The following is a 15,256-nucleotide window of genomic DNA, read 5'->3' as shown; positions in this document are numbered from 1 at the left end:
TAGTTAGAGGTATATAACTTTGTTGGCAGAGATACTTAGTTTAATAGAGAAAAAAATCTAAGGAGGTAAATAAAATGAAAAGCACTGGAATTGTGAGAAAGATTGATGAACTAGGTAGAGTGGTTTTACCGAAAGAGTTAAGAAAATCATTGAACATTCAAGAAAAAGACCCTATTGAAATTTTTGTGGATCAGGAAAGAATTATCCTGAGAAAGTATTCCTCCGCTTCTGCTTGTATGGTTACAGGAGAAGTGACGGATGAGAACTTCACCCTATTTGATGGCAAAATTACGCTTAGTCCAGAAGGGGCAAAGCAGATTGTAGACGAACTTCAGCAAACGAGTAAGTAACATAATAAAAGAAGTGCCTGTCGCAGTAGGACAGGCACTTCTTTTTATCAGTCAGGAAAGTATAAAAGTACAGTCACGGGAGAAATCATATGGAACATGAAGTTGATTTCCTATAATATGGATTATGTAAACTAAGCATTACTAGCCAAGCAGCCATATTGAGATATTTAATGTGCTGGGATACCGCTTCAGCCAACCACTCCGCGTCCTGCGGGGCACGGCTGGAGCTAACTTTGTGAAGGAGGGCACTTCACAAAGTGGATCTCCAGCACCTGCCTGATCCCGCGGGAGTCTCCGTGGTTAGCCTACGCTAGGATGGGGCTCTACAAATTTTGGAATTGCTAGCATATTGAATGCACCATAAATATCAGCTTTTGAATAACATAATGCCTAGAACTACTGCTTTTTGCTGTTCCATACGTTGTAGCACTTCCCTCAAGCGTAGGAAATAGGCGGAGACTCCCGTGGAATCAGCGCGAGCTGAAGATCCACTTCATTTGTGCCTGTGTCTTCTAGTATCGCTTCGAGGTAAGCTTCCTCGGCACAAGGCAGCACAGATGTATTTCAAGTAGTAGCCTAGCTGATGCCGTTCCCACAGGACGCGGAGCCTATTTCCGGAGCTTTGCTAAGCAGATAAAATATATCAAAATTACCACTATGTCAGACAGTTCTACTTTACATAATCCATATTATAGGAAGTTGTTTATTAATTAAATCAAATAGAACCGGGCGGGTTATGCCCGGTTTTTCCTATTCTATTTCTTTTCTAACTGTTCGATTCCCTTGGTAATCAATTCTCTGCCTGCAACAACAGTACTTCGTTTGAAGCTGTCGGGGAAACTGCTTAAGAACTTTTCAGGGAATTCACCATTTCTTTTGACTGCTTCGTTAATTTCATCTGTAAATAAATTAGCTCCTGAATTGAGTGCAGATACAAATACAGGTGTGACTTGTTCTCTTAATTCTTGAACGACGGCTTTGATCGTCTCTTTAGACATAGATGCCACCTCCTTTCATGTATCTTTTCTAAAAGCGCTTCAATTCGTGTTCTGTCGCACGTAATGTTCGTTTTACCAAATAAGTCATGGGATTTTCGCTATCTGCTGTATATTCAATGGCCGGCTTGCCGGCCAATTCCTTTAATCTCAGTCTGAGAAGGTAACGAAAGTCATCGTCTTCTGTCTTTTTTTCTAGCGACTGAAAACAATGCCGCGCATCCTCATTGCGGCCAATCCGGTTATAGACATTGCCAATCTGATACGACATTTCTACATATTTATAAGGTGGAAGAAAATCCTCCTCGTCTTCACTGTGATTAATCAAATAGGTGAAATCCCCAATAGCTGTAGTTCCGCGGTGAAAGTGCTTTTCAGGCAGGGTATAGGCTACTTTCCCTCTTAGCAACCGAATTTTGCTATCCTCCGGCGAGGCAGTGACTGCTTCATCTAGCAGCTTTAAGCCTTCTTTTGCCCACTTTAATCGCTCCATTACCTTCGTCTCATTCCGTGAAAATATCATCATCGTACTGCCGTGGTAGGCAGTTAACAGTGCATTGTTGGGCTGATTACTTCGTGCGGTTTCCAATAGAGCTGGTGTAATGCATTCCCTGATGCATCGTCACCATCATATGCCTTCTGGTGTAATGTTTTGATATGAGTTAGTAATTGGATCATATTCTTATCTTCTTCTGTTAACAACGTCCATCCTCCTCTTACTTAACTGCCAATTCTTTTAATTGTTGCAGGACATGTTTCGCCTGATCGGACTGTTCGATTTGAGCAAAAGCATTACGCAATTCCTGATGCATTTCTTTTAGCTGTTGCTTCGATAAATAGTTGGGATTTTTCTTGTATTGCTGGAGTAAATAGCTGTAGTCTTCGATTGCGATAGGCGAGCACTGAAAGAAAGAATCTGGCAGGTGCAAACAAACATTGGCTCGTAATAAGCGAATCTCTTTGTGATTAGGGTCCATCGAAATCGCCTTATTCAACGAATCAAGTCCTTCTTGTGCGAAGTCAGCTTTTTCAATAGGTTTGGTTGCATCCCGTCCTAATAGTGCCAATGTACTGCCATAATAGGCTTCTATCAATGCATTGCCCGCCGCCTCTCCACGAAGCGAGGAGAAAATCTCATGAGCGCGTTTGACCGCTTTTTTATCGCCATCAACGCTCTTCAATAAATAGCTTCTTCCTTCTTCTAACTGTGTCATTAACGATACTCCTTTCAAACCGGTGTATAAGTCTAGTAAAGATAGTCATCTATATCGGATGTAAATTACATGAATCTCGGATGCTAATTACCATATGTTCTTTTAATAGAAATCGCATGGATAAAATACCTTATTTTCAAAAAAATACATGATTGTCCGAGTCAAATGCTAGTTTTTTTGCATTTCATAAAACATAAAGGAAGGAGGATAGCGATAACTAGTTATGATTGTCTGATAGAGAAATGCCTAGTAGAGATAGATCCACTAGAAAAAAGGAATGGAGGATAATAATGAAGATGTTTCAAACCCATAAGATGACTGTTTCCGTTGATGAGCATTCATCTCATCTTGAACAATTTCAAGCTTTTTATCAGCAATTAGATGATGAAGGAAAAACAATTGAAAAACTTCCTCGTGAATTAATTGACGACTACCAGCTTAAAGCTGTTAATGCCACACTCGCCCATGTGTGGAAAAATAATGCCTATTACCGTTCGATGATGGAAGAGAAAGGTTTCACAACCCCGGAATTGGCGAGCCTTGATCAATTAGCATCCGTACCCATGCTGCAAAAAGATGTGATCAGAGGCGATAAAGAAAAAATCTTGAGTGTTGATCCAAAAGAAATCGGTCAAGTTCACCTCACCAGCGGAACATCAGGCAAACCAATTTATACCGCGTATACGTTAGCAGATCAATATGTATACGATTTACTGCCGAAGTATTTGGAACTGTTTAAAGAAAAAGACGATGATGTAGCGGCCGTTGCTTTACCTTACGAGTTCGCACTTCCTGGTCTTGGCTTCCAGCGATTATTCCAATTTGCCTTCGGTACAGCGATTTTATCCCTTGGAAAAGGCGGGTACATGGCGCCCGTAGATAAATCGCTGGAATTAATGAAGGAATATCAGGCAACAGTGCTTGCCACAACTCCTTCCTATGCTGCACTCCTAGCAGAAGAGAGCGAAAAGTACGGTATCAAAATCGGAGAAGATATTCCGATGAAGAAAATCTGGCTGACTGGTGAAGGGTGTTCGGCAACCTTTCGTGAACGGTTAGAAAAATGGTGGGGATGTGAAGTTTCCTTTTTCTACGGTTCGACCGAATGCGGTGTTATCGGGGTAGAATGCAGTCAGCACAATGGTTATCACATCATGGAAGGTCACGTGAAAGTCGAGATCATTGAGCCAGAAACCGGGGGTGTTATGCCATACGGTCGTACCGGCGAAATTGTTGTCACCACACTATTACGTGAAGGTATGCCGATGGTACGATACAAAACCGGGGATCTTGGTGCCTTGCAAAAGTCACGATGCAGCTGTGGCTTGGTAATGGATGTACTTCAATTGCGCGGAAGAATGGAGCACATGCTTCACATTGATGGGGAAGCGTATTCACCATTCATGATCGAGCATTTTTTAATGGAATTGCCAGAGGTAGGTTTATGGTATCATTTCCTGCTTGATCAGGGTTCGTTAACGATCGAAGCGGAGAAATTCCGTACAGATCTGAGTGATGATGAATTGGCAGCCAAAATCAAAAAGCACATGGCGGATCGGATCGGTATTACGTGTGATGTTGTGATCAGAGACGACATTCCACGAACATTCGGAAAAGCACAACGAGTTTTCATGTAACCATCAAGCAGTAGAGAGAGGAGGTGCCATCATGAGTGACATCGACAGAGAAAAAGCAGAAAAGTTTGCAAATATGTATACACGTATACAAAAAGCGCCGTTATACAAGAAGAAATTAGCTTCCTTTTCTAGCGAAGAGATGAGAATCGATCAGCTTTCCACACTCCCATTTACAACGAAGCAGGATCTGCGGGAGGCTGGTATTTTTGGTCATCTTGCGGTTGATAAGAAAGAGGTAGCCCAGTACCATGAGTCTACCGGAACAACAGGGGAACCGGCTGCCTCCTGGTTTACCCAGGAAGATTTAATAACAGGAGGAAAGCAGTTGAAGGATTGCGGGGTGCAGCTGACAGCGGACGATCTTGTGCTGATCCGCTTTCCTTATGCACTAGCTCTGCCAGCCTTTCTTATGCAGCAGGCAGCTTGGCAGACAGGCGCAGGTGTAGTACCTGCCAGTGGACGTACGGTCGTCACGCCTTATCCGCGCGTCATCAGCCTGATCAGAAAGCTTTCTGTTACCGTTCTGGCAGGTTTGCCACGGGAAATGGAGCTGTTAGCGGAGGCTGCACGTTTAGAAGGAGCAGATCCAATTAAAGACTTACCATCGTTGCGCGCGATCTGTGTAGCAGGTGAATTGATGAGCGAGCAGCGAAGGAAGCATATCGAAAAGTTGTGGGGTGTTCCTGTTTTTAATATGTACGGTTCCACGGAAACAGCTAATATTGCAACAATGTGTGAGCATGGCGTTATGCATATTGTTGAGGAAGATTTTCTTGTAGAGGTAGTATCGGAAGACGGAACAGAGTCCGTGCCACAAGGGAAAAAGGGCTTCGCGACGATTACCACGTTAACACATCAGGCCTCACCGCTTTTGCGTTATTTTAATGAAGATATTATTGCGGTGGAGCATGTCAGCTGTCCGTGTGGTCGATCCGGCGCGAAGCTGACGCATTACGGTCGCAGCCGAGAGCGTATCTATTGTCGTGACCAAGTAATAGAAGCGAGTGATTTGCAGGAAGCGATTTATTCACTGTCCCCGGTTCCGACAGGATGGAAAGTAATAGAGCAGGAAGATGGATTACACGTATTACTTGATTCAGACCAGGCAGATCAATGGCCGGAGGATGACATCCCCTCTCAGCTATCCTCTCAACTGCAAGTACCAGTCACCGTGGAGATCGCGCGCCTGCTCGATCGTGCCAGACTGATCGATAATACACCATCGACAAAACCGGTCTATATCCAAAAAAGAAAGGATGGTTAGCCTTGAGTGACAAACAAAAGAAATCAGCATTGCTCGTGAGCCGTGACCATAAGAGTGAAGATACCGTGATTAAGGTGAAGCAGACCGAAATTGGAGGCAAAAGCCATACGTTGATTGCGGGGCCATGCTCGGTTGAATCCAAAGAGCAGCTCGAACAGGTAGCATCCACATTAAAAAAAGCGGGCGTATCGGTCATGCGTGGCGGAGCATTCAAACCAAGATCTTCTCCTTACAGTTTTCAAGGATTAGGAGAAGATGGTCTAAAATTAATGAAAGAGGTAGCGGACGATCATGAATTAGTAACGATTAGCGAAATCATGACACCGAGCCAAATCGAGATTGCAGCGCCTTATATTGATATCTTCCAGATTGGTGCACGTAATATGCAAAACTTCGATTTATTAAAAGCGATCGGGGAATCCGGTAAGCCAGTCTTACTAAAGCGCGGACTCTCTGCAACAATTAATGAATTTATTTATGCAGCTGAATATCTATTGCATCATGGCAATGACCAGGTCATGTTAATCGAACGTGGCATTCGCACGTTTGAAACAGCAACGCGTAATACACTGGATATATCAGCTGTCCCGATTTTGAAACAAGAGACACATCTTCCGGTGTTCGTGGATGTCAGTCACGCCACAGGCAGAAAGGATATTTTCTTACCATGTGCGAAAGCAGCTCTGGCAGCTGGTGCAGACGGGGTGATGGTCGAGATTCATCCAGACCCTTCCCATGCACTTTCTGATAAGGAACAGCAATTGAATATGGAGGAGTTTCAAGCATTTTGGGATAGCCTTACCGACTCAGGATGGTACCAATAGTCCGCCACATTAAGCCTGGCACTGGCAAAATGGCTTTAATGGAGGTGAGAGTATGATAGATTCCCCATTTGATAAGGAAGCATGCCAATTATTACAGGGCTTATTACTCGATCTACTGTTAGTAACAGACGGCCGGACTACCGACTTACTGGAAGTATTGGTTAACGAGAAGATAGTCGTAGAAGTGATTCAGCAGGAAAAAGTGAAAGAGACGTATTATATACGTGAATCCGTATTAATTGGAGAGAAGAGTGGTTTTATTGTCTCACACAACATCGCACTAGTTCATGCCGAGCATGTGCCTGCAGAATTATTTGAGAGTATGGCAAATCGACAGGAAGGCATCGGTAAAGCGATGAATTCCCTCGGCTTGCGCTCCTTTCGTAAGGTAGAAGATGGAGGGTTTCTCAATAAAGCGGATGCACGAGATGTATTCCAGAAGCCGGTTTCGCTTCGTTTCAGGGACACCGAGGATAAGGTACCATACAAAAGGTACAACATGTATTTTGGTAGTGAACCAGGCATCGAAATGATTGAATATTATCATCCAAATTTGATTGAGCATCGTTTAGAACAAGAAATAAATAAAGAGAAATTAAATGACTAAGCAATGACTGGCTCAAAGTATACCTTCGAGTCAGTCAGAGGCTGTTTTTTTACATATTATGATTTATTCTTATGCTTCGAGTCTTCGATCATCGCGATGCCGAATTGTATCATTTGCTCTGCTGCATGGAGTACACCAAGCATGATGGCACTGAATAATTTTTTTGCCATGAATTCAACCGGCTGTTCTCGATCTTTTGCAATAGCCAGAACTTCTTCTTCCGCAACTGCTGCGCCATTTTTGACCGCTCTTATATACGCTTCTGCAAAAATCCTGGCACCTTGATGGAATTTCTTCAACATTTTCGAAAACGCCGGATTTTTCTTTCTAGCCAATTAATTCTCCCCCTCCCAGAATGCCAATAATGCCACGCCAACTCCGGCAGTAAGCACAAACAATAGTACACCGCACAACGTCATACCAAGAATAAATAAGATCCATTCGGGAATATCCATGTGATTGTGTTTCATCTATTATTCACTCCTACTTTTGTAGACTAATTCAGTATATGACGAGCGTTCCGAGATTCTATAGGTCATAGACTTGCATTCTATAAAATCCACTACAGTCTACACGGATAATGTGCGATGACATATATATAGGAATAAAATGAATTTTGTAAGGAGGTTCGAGTCATGGACGACACTATCAGGAAAGTAGATTCAAATCAGATGGCATCTTCTCTTGGAACCTTTGTTGAGAGGAGACCGGTTGAAGATAGGATTAGTTCAACAGTGGAAATATTGAAGAAAAGAGCGGATATTGGTGATTATCGGAAAGAACAAAAGAAAAACGATCAACGAAAAAGCGTAAGGAAAGAACTTAATATATATAAGACGATGAAGAAAGAACGGCGAAAAGCATTATACCAGAATATTTACCGATAGGGATGAATACAGATGGCAGAAACCTTATGGCGAAAACTGATCGCGTTACTAATATTTTCGACCTTTTTCCTCGTTCTTGTTGTGGATTATGGATGGCTGATCGGTTTGTGGGCGTTAGCTGCAGGTGCGTGCTCTTTTGATAAAACGATGAGGGGGTTTGCCGTAACGGTGGCAAGCTTCGGACTGGGATTTTATCTGTATCACACTATACATGTTCACTTGATTGCTGACATCTCCATCGCTGAAGTGCGAATTTTGCTGCAAAGATTTTCGCTGGTTGTCGTCGTACTGAGCATGGCTACGGTGACGCGTCCTTTAAGGAGTTTTTTGAAAAGACCACTATGGCAAGCGTCGGTATGGGTTCCTTTGATTTGGGCAGGGTTCCGTGAAACGACTGTACGCAGTTATCTCTTTATTGCCTTGCTGATAAGCGGGCTTGCTTTTTTGCTGCCTTTTATTCTTTTGCAAAACGTTCACTTTTCCTGGGAAATAGTGGCGTTCACGCTGAGCTTCTCCTTGGTGAATGCTTTGTTGGAAGAAATCATCTGGAGGGGAGCCCTGCTGAGTCGCTTCGTGACGAGCTTCGGTACACGCTGGGCCGTGCTGCTGACAAGTATCGGATTCGGACTGCAACATGCCTTGCTCGGTATGTCCTGGCTGAGCTGCTTAGCCTTCAGCATAGGCGGCTTCTTCTTCAGCGCCATCACCATTAACGCCAAAAGCATCCTGCCAGCGGTAATCTGGCATGGGTTTTTTAATGTTTTGATGGTGTTGGGTGGGGGGATTTTGTAGGGGGAGGTTAAGAGGGTTATGGATCAGAGCAAACGCTTGATGATGGTGGAAGTTCAGGAGGAAGAGGATGTTAGAAGAGAGCAAACAACCGAAGATGATGCAAGTTCAACCATAAGAAAAACCAGTAGCAGAAAAAACACTAAACACACGGTTATCAGAGCTAAAGAAAGTAGCTTCACTCGATGTCCCATCTCCTGTAGCAGTCAGTTCATACCAAACGAAGCAGTTTTTAATTCTCTATCTTCCATTTCTAATTAATCGTAGCATATATCCCTATGATTCCATTGGAAAATATAGTATATTATAATATGTGAAAAAAATTTGAATTGGAGGAATAAATGATGATTGTCAAGGAGAGGCAAATGCCCAATGAGTTAGTTATGTTAGAACTGCTTTCAAGGCGCAAGAAGTTGAGTTCAGAGGAGTTCAAACGGTATCAAAATTTATCGCGTGGGTTTGAAGGCGAATTACAATTTGATTCGATTGTTAGAAATTATGGAAATAACTTAACGGTGATAAATGATTTGCGCTTGAAAAATAATAATAAAAACTTCCAGATTGACTCCACTGTAATAACAAACGATACTATTTACCTTTTCGAAATAAAAAATTTCCTGGGCCAATATTATTTTGATAATGAAATCCTCTTTAAGCTTCCTAATATTGAGATCGAAAATCCAATCTACCAGCGCGATCGTGCAACCTCGTTGTTCCGCAGATATCTTCACTTGAAAGGTTTTGATATAACGATCAAGTCATATATAGTTTTTATTCACCCCGAATGCATCGTTTACCAAACCCCTCTATCACAAAAAATTTTATTCCATGCAAACATACGAACATTAATTTCTCGGTTAAATGAAAATTCGCATAGCAGTAAAAATGGACAAAATGTAGTTAATACACTTCTAGCTTCTCATTCGCAAGAGTTGCCTGTGAGTACTACATATACCTTTGACGAATTAGAAAAAGGTATACCATGTTGTCAATGCGGTTCAATGTCCACTTACGTAGAGGGGCGAATCATTATTTGTAACGAGTGTCACGTATATGAAAAAGCAGATGCATCGATAATTAGAAATATTGAAGCATTCCATCTTTTATTCCCAAATGAAAAATTAACAACAAAAGGAATTGCAGAATGGTGTGGGAAAGGCATTTCTGAAGATAGATGTAAACGCCAGTTACTGAAGCATTTCGTCAAGCAAGGAGTAACGAGCAACACCTATTTCACCAACAAAAAAGAAGTAAAATAAGCATTTTACTTCTCCCTCACTAAATAATAAGCCGTCACCGCTGCGGCGATTGGAATTACCAGTGCAACCCCCATTCCTGCGGTCAAAATCGTGATCATCTCACCGCTGAACACTTTGGAATTAACAATCTCTCCCATGGAATAGGACAAGTCCTTGAACCAGATAATCAGTCCCATATAACCGCCGAAAAAGGCGAAGAACAGCGTGTTACTGCTGGTGCCGAGGATATCTCGCCCAATGCGCATGCCTGACTTAAATAGATCTTTCCGTGAAATATCCGGATTTTGTTCGCGAATTTCCTGCATCGGTGACGTGATCGAAATCGCGGCATCGACAATGGCCCCGATCGTACTCATAATGATCACGGAAGTAGCCACTTTGATAAAATCAATGCCGATATAGACCGAGAACGTCACCAGGCTGTCGGATTCCTCTTCACTGAAGCCTTGAATCATCGACTTTTCGGTGATGATGAAGATAAAGAATAACAGTGCCAATGTCGTCAAGATCGTCGCCAGGAAAGCCATCTTTGTTTTGCTGTTGATTTCATTGATATAGAAAAGACTGACAGCGCTGATGATGCCACAAGCCACCAGTGTGAGCACAATTGGATTGGCATTTGGGTCGTTCATCATCAGGACCGTTCCAATCACGACAACAAAATTGATCAGAATCGCGATAAATGACTTGATTCCCTCTTTTCCACCGACAACGGCCATCAGTATAAAAAGAATTGCTGCTAATAAAACTAATGCATTCATTGTCTCGCCTGCTTTCTTTTAATAAAGAAAATAGAAATGTAGAGTGTAATCGGAATGGTTATCACAATCCCGATTCCTCCCGCCAATGCCCTTGCCAATTCAAGCGAAAGATTCATCGATAGCGTGAATCCAAGTGGCATGGCATTCATGAAATATAATAATAATGCTGGGATGGTTCCACTTACGTAAGCAAAAAACAAGATATTCGTCATCGTACCCATAATATCTTTTCCAATCTCCAGCCCTGATTGCCTTAACGTACTTATTTTGATCTTATTGTTTTTATCAAATAATTCGAACATAGACGATGTCATCGTGATCGCGACATCCATTACAGCACCAAGCGATCCGATCAGCAATCCACCCATGAAAATGAGATGAGGATTTCTGGTCAAAAAGGACATTTCTTCATAGCGAAGTCCCTGCTCGTCAGTGACCAGAAGCGCCAGATAGGCAATCAGTAACGATGCGAACGTGGCAATCAGCGTCGCGATAATCGCGGTCAGTGTTTTCTCGTTCCAGCCACTCGCCATAATTAACGACAATATCGTAAAAAGAATGATACTGATGCAACAAATGATCAGTAAGCTGTTATCAGAATTTCGTATGTAAATATCCAATGCTACAGACAATATCACAGCATTAACAGCAAGACTGACAACAGACCAGGCCCCTTGCTTGCGCCCAACCCATAACAAAACAAGCACAAATAACCATGCTACAAAAAGTAAGTATTTGTCCCGTTTAATCGTTCCCACACTTTCTCCGTCATTAGCAAGAAAGAATTCGGTTCCCTCTTTCAAACGAAAATGGATCGACTGTGATCCCGAATATTGATTTTCAACTTCCATGGTCTCGCCCTTGTCCGCCCCATTCAAAATGCGGGCAGTAATTTGCTGCGTCACCATATAATCTTCGTTATCGTTCTGGTCTTTTACTTCTGATTTATCGGATTCGGTAACATCCGTTACTTGGACGATCGTGCGGTCATAGAGCTCGTGATTGTTGTTGACGAAGATAATCGAAGCAACAAAACTGACGAGCACGAGCAAATAGATTAGATATTTTTTCATATGTTTCACTCCAGAAATTCATTGCGGTATCTGTTGTAAAGTATAGAAGAGGAAAAGGCGATTGTCTATTAAAGGGCTGTGAAGAAAAACGCGCAACTGTCACATAAAAGAGTTGCGCGCTTGCGTTAGAGCTATTCTTGTGGAACTCGAACCCACCAGGCACTTTCATCCTCGGCAGGTGCAGGTGGAAATGTTTCCCCTTCTGCTAATTCGATCGTGGTATCGTTGAAGTAATCCTCACTTTGATAATCACTTGTTAATTTTTCAACTTTGTATATGCCTGCTTCAGGTGCTTTTTCTCCTGTTTTAAAACGTTGCGCGTCTGTCAATGGTAGTCCTCCTGTAGTTAAGATTATATTTTCTATATTCTCTCAAATGGTAAAATTAAAACATACGATTTAAAAAAAATGCAATTGACAACGGAGAGCTTCTCCATTATGATAAGAAAGAAATAAATACCTGTGCGGAAGAGGTTCATAGCTGATACCCTCTATAAAAAACTATGGATCAACCATGTCCATTGGATGTGGTTTTTTTTCGTTGCTATGACACCTCTTCCGTGAACAACTATAGAAGAGGTGTCATCTTATGTTAAGAGTATTTTTATATTTAATTTCCATTGTCACTGCCAATGTGGTCACAGCGGCTTTTATGCCATTACAAATAGGGATTTTCCTTATTCCGATGGGGACGCTTTTTATTGGGGCAACCTTCATTTTTCGTGATTTGGTACAAAATAAATATGGACGTGGCAAAACCTATGCCTTCATTCTGACAGCACTGATTTTATCAGCATTCGTTTCCTTTTTACTCGGGGATACCTTGATGATCGTGGCAGCATCCGCACTTTCCTTTATCCTGTCCGAATCCGCCGATACCGAAATATACACCCGTCTAAAACTGCCAATCGCCTGGCGCGTTTTTTACAGTGGATTAGCGGGAGGTTTTCTCGACTCTGTCGTCTTCGTGCTTATCGGTTTAAGCCCAATCGGAGCAGGCATGTTGCCATGGGAAGCCGTACCAGCCGCGATCCTGGGACAGATCATCGCAAAAACGATGATCCAGCTGCTTGGTGCATTGGTGTTGAATCAGGTCTATCTGGTGAAACAAAAACGAGTAGCGGTAGAATAAGAAGGAAGAAGCTATTTTCTTGGGAGGATAGCTTCTTTTTTATTGATTGGGGAGGAGGATTGCGGTTCAAACGGACAAAATCCTGGAGGAGAAGCGCCCCAATGTCCGATAGCCCCCAATCACCCCAACACAAAAGAACTGTGGCAAAATCATCTGCCACAGTTCGATCGCAAAACTTACTTACTATTAATAAACACTTCCTCGAGTGACTGTTGTTCCATGCTGATTTCGTATAATTGAAAGCCGGATTGCATCAATTGCTGCGATAATCGGGGCAGGTCATCCTCACTGCTAACATGGACGACGGTGTAGGGTTTTTTCGATGCAACAAATGTCACATTAAAATCCCACGCTGCTGATAGCTCTGTTAATTTATCTGAGGTTAAAGCAGGCGCTGTCCGAATCGCGACACTGATTTCATTCACTTTGTTCACTTTCAATTCAGCAGGTGTGCCAAGCCTCGTTATTTTTCCGTTACTGATGATACCGACACGGTCACTGACTTTATCAATCTCGTCCAAGTTATGAGAGGTGAGCAGAATCGTTTTTCCTTGCTGCTGTAAATCGGCAATCAACTTGCGAATGTTAATCGCTGATTCCGGGTCTAGACCTGATGTTGGTTCATCCAGGATAATGAAGCTCGGATTGCCTAAAAGGGCCTGGGCAATACTAATTTTCTTTTTCATCCCAAATGAATAGGATTTTATTTTTTTCTTCTCGGCACCTTCTAATCCGACATCTTTCATTAGAGCCGCGTACTCCTGCTTGCTGCGGTGATCCCCAGCCAGTTTTCCCATATAGCTTAAGAACTGAATCCCACGCATTTGATCATATAAATTCGAAATATCGGGCATAACGCCAATTTTTGCTTTTACCTGATCAAGATCTTGGTCAGAAGCACCTAACATCTTGAAAGAACCACTGCTTTTATTGATGATCCCAGTTATTGTATTGATAAAAGTCGATTTACCAGCCCCGTTATGACCGATAAAACCAAATACTTCCCCTTCATAAATCGTTAAATCTATCCCACTCAGCACTTCTGTTGCACCGAATCGTTTGGTCAGATTGGTTACGTTCATCACTTCATTCATTTACAGATCCCTCCGTCTCATAATGAGGATACTTACACCTAGATAGACAACGCCGATCAGCAGCGGCACGAGCAGTTTAGCCGAGTTATCTTCTACATAATAATAAGGCAGCAGATACTTGAACGGTATCAAGTACCATTTTTCAGAGAGGACGCTGATAAATCCCACGATAGGGAGGGCAAGTCCAAGCAGAATCCCCAGAAACATTGTCAGTTTAGTCTTAGGAATAACGGTGGAAATGAACAGAACTAAGCCAATGGCATAGAACAAAAAAAGCAGAGTGCTGAAGTAATCGAGAAAGCTCCATTCTCCGGAAATGGCAAGCAGGATAGCGTATGAAATGGAGATGGTCACAATCCAAAACAGTAAGATCCCAAAGAATTTCCCGATCATGATCTGCCATCTTGGGATTTTGTTCACAAGTAAGCGGATGGTCCGCATTTCGATTTCTTTATTGATGACATCATGCGAAATGGCAAACACAAACAAAAAGCCGAACATGAGTACAATAAAGGAAATAGCCAGTGTATAAACGGATCCCTGATCACCGCCGTATGTAACGATTTCTTCTGCTAATAACGGATTATCTGCCAAAAAAACAGCTGATTGATAGGAAATAAACGTTACAAACAGGATAATGAGAATCGATCGAATGCTTTTAAAGGAATCTGTGAATTCCCGCCATAAAATATGTACCATGTGAAGTTTCCTCCTCTAATTTATATCATGCATTTTCATTTTTGCTAATTCTTTTTCCGTTTTCTCTTCCAAATACTTGCGGCCACTCTTCCATTCAGCGTACAGAATCAACCAGCCAATCGGCACTATAATGATACAGGTCACGATGTTATCAATGTCATTGGTTGTATACCGCCAAAGTATCCATCCTAAAAACAAGAAGGGAGCAATGAAGCCTAAGTATGGATTACCCCTTGTGGCAAGGTAATATTGAAGCGCCAGTATTGCTACTATAATGAATACAGGATAAAGATCATTCATCTTGATTCCCCCTTTCCATTGTTTTGTATTTCTCAATGATCAGCTTGGCATCTTCCACACTGATTCGGTCATCGATGGACAAGGTCTTGATGAAAGAAATGAATGCTTCTTTTTCTTCTGCATCATTCGCTTTTATTTTTTCAATTAACCGATTTAATTTGATCCTCACGGTTGGATAAGATACGTCATATATGTTCGATATCTCTTTAAGGGAGCCTGAATTAACTACAAAATTCTTAATAAATTCCAGATCTTCTTTTTCCAGGGCTAACAGCCAATTTGGAAATTCTTTCTCATCCATATATTACCTCCTTTATTTTATCTTGTTATAATTTAACATATAATTAAACAAAGTTAAAGTTATTTTTAATA

At 42.0% G+C, this 15,256-nt stretch carries 22 protein-coding genes, 1 pseudogene and 1 riboswitch; of the genes and pseudogenes, 10 read left to right on the top strand and 13 right to left on the bottom strand.

The genetic code is table 11. The annotated features are described in order from the left end of the window. Window positions 1-74 precede the first annotated feature (74 nt). Window positions 75-350, top strand: a complete 276-nt coding sequence (locus MUN87_RS12965) for an AbrB/MazE/SpoVT family DNA-binding domain-containing protein (protein WP_244740731.1) — start codon at window positions 75-77, stop codon at window positions 348-350. Between the two features lie 755 nt (window positions 351-1,105). Here MUN87_RS12965 and MUN87_RS12960 read toward each other — a convergent pair. From MUN87_RS12960 to MUN87_RS12945, 4 genes are read right to left on the bottom strand one after another with little or no spacing between them, the layout of a single operon-like run. Then, the gene (locus tag MUN87_RS12960; RefSeq protein WP_244740729.1) at window positions 1,106-1,348 is read right to left on the bottom strand and encodes a hypothetical protein; all 243 of its coding nucleotides are present in this window, start codon (window positions 1,346-1,348) and stop codon (window positions 1,106-1,108) included. A 28-nt stretch (window positions 1,349-1,376) separates the two neighbouring features. Next, a complete protein-coding gene (locus MUN87_RS12955) occupies window positions 1,377-1,838 on the bottom strand; it encodes a hypothetical protein (protein ID WP_244740727.1) in 462 nt (153 codons plus the stop codon). Window positions 1,839-1,891: 53 nt separating this feature from the next. After that, window positions 1,892-2,047: a hypothetical protein gene (locus MUN87_RS12950; protein WP_244740725.1), complete on the bottom strand. Its 156-nt coding sequence runs from the start codon at window positions 2,045-2,047 to the stop codon at window positions 1,892-1,894. A 14-nt stretch (window positions 2,048-2,061) separates the two neighbouring features. Then, entirely contained in the window at window positions 2,062-2,559 is a 498-nt protein-coding gene (locus MUN87_RS12945; protein ID WP_244740723.1) for a hypothetical protein, read from the bottom strand. A 290-nt stretch (window positions 2,560-2,849) separates the two neighbouring features. Here MUN87_RS12945 and MUN87_RS12940 point away from each other — a divergent pair, with 290 nt between their 5' ends. The 4 genes and pseudogenes from MUN87_RS12940 to MUN87_RS12925 all read left to right on the top strand — a co-directional run bounded on the left by MUN87_RS12940 (window position 2,850) and on the right by MUN87_RS12925 (window position 6,891). Continuing rightward, entirely contained in the window at window positions 2,850-4,196 is a 1,347-nt protein-coding gene (locus MUN87_RS12940; RefSeq protein ID WP_244740721.1) for a phenylacetate--CoA ligase family protein, read from the top strand. 31 nt (window positions 4,197-4,227) lie between these two features. After that, on the top strand, window positions 4,228-5,460 hold the full coding sequence (locus tag MUN87_RS12935) for a phenylacetate--CoA ligase family protein (RefSeq protein ID WP_244740719.1): 1,233 nt from the start codon (window positions 4,228-4,230) through the stop codon (window positions 5,458-5,460). Next, window positions 5,457-6,284: pseudogene (locus MUN87_RS12930) on the top strand (bifunctional 3-deoxy-7-phosphoheptulonate synthase/chorismate mutase); the annotation flags it as partial. The gene MUN87_RS12935 and the pseudogene MUN87_RS12930, both read left to right, overlap by 4 nt. Before the next feature lie 52 nt (window positions 6,285-6,336). Then, entirely contained in the window at window positions 6,337-6,891 is a 555-nt protein-coding gene (locus tag MUN87_RS12925; protein ID WP_244740717.1) for a 4-hydroxybenzoate synthetase, read from the top strand. A 56-nt stretch (window positions 6,892-6,947) separates the two neighbouring features. Here the strand turns inward: MUN87_RS12925 and MUN87_RS12920 are convergent, their stop codons facing one another. Then, on the bottom strand, window positions 6,948-7,226 hold the full coding sequence (locus MUN87_RS12920) for a hypothetical protein (RefSeq protein ID WP_244740715.1): 279 nt from the start codon (window positions 7,224-7,226) through the stop codon (window positions 6,948-6,950). Then, entirely contained in the window at window positions 7,227-7,361 is a 135-nt protein-coding gene (locus MUN87_RS22310) for a hypothetical protein (RefSeq protein WP_255840630.1), read from the bottom strand. A 165-nt stretch (window positions 7,362-7,526) separates the two neighbouring features. Here MUN87_RS22310 and MUN87_RS12915 point away from each other — a divergent pair, with 165 nt between their 5' ends. The 4 genes from MUN87_RS12915 (at window position 7,527) to MUN87_RS12900 (ending at window position 9,826) form a co-directional block, all read left to right on the top strand. After that, window positions 7,527-7,778 (top strand): hypothetical protein, encoded by a 252-nt coding sequence (locus MUN87_RS12915; RefSeq protein ID WP_244740713.1) that lies wholly within the window; start codon window positions 7,527-7,529, stop codon window positions 7,776-7,778. Window positions 7,779-7,790: 12 nt separating this feature from the next. After that, a complete protein-coding gene (locus MUN87_RS12910) occupies window positions 7,791-8,570 on the top strand; it encodes a CPBP family intramembrane glutamic endopeptidase (RefSeq protein WP_244740712.1) in 780 nt (259 codons plus the stop codon). Between the two features lie 18 nt (window positions 8,571-8,588). Then, complete coding sequence (locus MUN87_RS12905) at window positions 8,589-8,828, top strand: hypothetical protein (RefSeq protein WP_244740710.1); 240 nt, start codon at window positions 8,589-8,591, stop codon at window positions 8,826-8,828. An 80-nt stretch (window positions 8,829-8,908) separates the two neighbouring features. Further along, the gene (locus MUN87_RS12900; protein WP_244740709.1) at window positions 8,909-9,826 is read left to right on the top strand and encodes a nuclease-related domain-containing protein; all 918 of its coding nucleotides are present in this window, start codon (window positions 8,909-8,911) and stop codon (window positions 9,824-9,826) included. A gap of 5 nt (window positions 9,827-9,831) precedes the next feature. Here the strand turns inward: MUN87_RS12900 and MUN87_RS12895 are convergent, their stop codons facing one another. The 3 genes from MUN87_RS12895 to MUN87_RS12885 form a co-directional block, all read right to left on the bottom strand. Continuing rightward, window positions 9,832-10,587: a YibE/F family protein gene (locus tag MUN87_RS12895; protein ID WP_244740707.1), complete on the bottom strand. Its 756-nt coding sequence runs from the start codon at window positions 10,585-10,587 to the stop codon at window positions 9,832-9,834. Beyond that, complete coding sequence (locus tag MUN87_RS12890) at window positions 10,584-11,660, bottom strand: YibE/F family protein (RefSeq protein WP_244740705.1); 1,077 nt, start codon at window positions 11,658-11,660, stop codon at window positions 10,584-10,586. Before MUN87_RS12890 ends, MUN87_RS12895 begins: the two co-directional genes overlap by 4 nt. A 131-nt stretch (window positions 11,661-11,791) precedes the next feature. Next, window positions 11,792-11,989 (bottom strand): YjzC family protein, encoded by a 198-nt coding sequence (locus tag MUN87_RS12885; protein WP_244740703.1) that lies wholly within the window; start codon window positions 11,987-11,989, stop codon window positions 11,792-11,794. A gap of 134 nt (window positions 11,990-12,123) precedes the next feature. Then, a riboswitch (PreQ1 riboswitch) is annotated at window positions 12,124-12,170 on the top strand. 78 nt (window positions 12,171-12,248) lie between these two features. Here MUN87_RS12885 and MUN87_RS12880 point away from each other — a divergent pair. Continuing rightward, window positions 12,249-12,791: a VUT family protein gene (locus tag MUN87_RS12880; protein ID WP_244740701.1), complete on the top strand. Its 543-nt coding sequence runs from the start codon at window positions 12,249-12,251 to the stop codon at window positions 12,789-12,791. Window positions 12,792-12,967: 176 nt separating this feature from the next. Here the strand turns inward: MUN87_RS12880 and MUN87_RS12875 are convergent, their stop codons facing one another. The 4 genes from MUN87_RS12875 to MUN87_RS12860 are packed head-to-tail and all read right to left on the bottom strand — an operon-like array spanning window position 12,968 to window position 15,185. Then, entirely contained in the window at window positions 12,968-13,885 is a 918-nt protein-coding gene (locus tag MUN87_RS12875) for an ABC transporter ATP-binding protein (RefSeq protein ID WP_244740699.1), read from the bottom strand. Continuing rightward, window positions 13,886-14,584, bottom strand: coding sequence for an ABC transporter permease (locus MUN87_RS12870; RefSeq protein ID WP_244740697.1), 699 nt, complete (start codon window positions 14,582-14,584; stop codon window positions 13,886-13,888). It lies immediately after the preceding gene. Window positions 14,585-14,599: 15 nt separating this feature from the next. Beyond that, window positions 14,600-14,884, bottom strand: coding sequence for a hypothetical protein (locus MUN87_RS12865; protein ID WP_244740696.1), 285 nt, complete (start codon window positions 14,882-14,884; stop codon window positions 14,600-14,602). Continuing rightward, the gene (locus MUN87_RS12860) at window positions 14,877-15,185 is read right to left on the bottom strand and encodes a DUF2089 family protein (RefSeq protein ID WP_244740694.1); all 309 of its coding nucleotides are present in this window, start codon (window positions 15,183-15,185) and stop codon (window positions 14,877-14,879) included. The genes MUN87_RS12865 and MUN87_RS12860 overlap by 8 nt, the downstream gene beginning before the upstream one ends. Window positions 15,186-15,256 lie beyond the last annotated feature (71 nt).

Source organism: Gracilibacillus salinarum, assembly GCF_022919575.1.
In the GTDB taxonomy this organism is placed as follows: domain Bacteria; phylum Bacillota; class Bacilli; order Bacillales; family Amphibacillaceae; genus Gracilibacillus; species Gracilibacillus salinarum.
This window is presented reverse-complemented; position numbering and strand designations above follow the sequence as displayed.

Coding starts and splice junctions, on each gene's coding strand:
- MUN87_RS12860 (WP_244740694.1), bottom strand. CDS start 15,185: ATGGATGAGAAAGAATTTCCAAATTGGCTGTTAGCCCTGGAAAAAGAA.
- MUN87_RS12870 (WP_244740697.1), bottom strand. CDS start 14,584: ATGGTACATATTTTATGGCGGGAATTCACAGATTCCTTTAAAAGCATT.
- MUN87_RS12875 (WP_244740699.1), bottom strand. CDS start 13,885: ATGAATGAAGTGATGAACGTAACCAATCTGACCAAACGATTCGGTGCA.
- MUN87_RS22310 (WP_255840630.1), bottom strand. CDS start 7,361: ATGAAACACAATCACATGGATATTCCCGAATGGATCTTATTTATTCTT.
- MUN87_RS12915 (WP_244740713.1), top strand. CDS start 7,527: ATGGACGACACTATCAGGAAAGTAGATTCAAATCAGATGGCATCTTCT.
- MUN87_RS12865 (WP_244740696.1), bottom strand. CDS start 14,884: ATGAATGATCTTTATCCTGTATTCATTATAGTAGCAATACTGGCGCTT.
- MUN87_RS12895 (WP_244740707.1), bottom strand. CDS start 10,587: ATGAATGCATTAGTTTTATTAGCAGCAATTCTTTTTATACTGATGGCC.
- MUN87_RS12890 (WP_244740705.1), bottom strand. CDS start 11,660: ATGAAAAAATATCTAATCTATTTGCTCGTGCTCGTCAGTTTTGTTGCT.
- MUN87_RS12955 (WP_244740727.1), bottom strand. CDS start 1,838: ATGGAGCGATTAAAGTGGGCAAAAGAAGGCTTAAAGCTGCTAGATGAA.
- MUN87_RS12935 (WP_244740719.1), top strand. CDS start 4,228: ATGAGTGACATCGACAGAGAAAAAGCAGAAAAGTTTGCAAATATGTAT.
- MUN87_RS12945 (WP_244740723.1), bottom strand. CDS start 2,559: ATGACACAGTTAGAAGAAGGAAGAAGCTATTTATTGAAGAGCGTTGAT.
- MUN87_RS12910 (WP_244740712.1), top strand. CDS start 7,791: ATGGCAGAAACCTTATGGCGAAAACTGATCGCGTTACTAATATTTTCG.
- MUN87_RS12965 (WP_244740731.1), top strand. CDS start 75: ATGAAAAGCACTGGAATTGTGAGAAAGATTGATGAACTAGGTAGAGTG.
- MUN87_RS12925 (WP_244740717.1), top strand. CDS start 6,337: ATGATAGATTCCCCATTTGATAAGGAAGCATGCCAATTATTACAGGGC.
- MUN87_RS12940 (WP_244740721.1), top strand. CDS start 2,850: ATGAAGATGTTTCAAACCCATAAGATGACTGTTTCCGTTGATGAGCAT.
- MUN87_RS12960 (WP_244740729.1), bottom strand. CDS start 1,348: ATGTCTAAAGAGACGATCAAAGCCGTCGTTCAAGAATTAAGAGAACAA.
- MUN87_RS12880 (WP_244740701.1), top strand. CDS start 12,249: ATGTTAAGAGTATTTTTATATTTAATTTCCATTGTCACTGCCAATGTG.
- MUN87_RS12900 (WP_244740709.1), top strand. CDS start 8,909: ATGATGATTGTCAAGGAGAGGCAAATGCCCAATGAGTTAGTTATGTTA.
- MUN87_RS12905 (WP_244740710.1), top strand. CDS start 8,589: ATGGATCAGAGCAAACGCTTGATGATGGTGGAAGTTCAGGAGGAAGAG.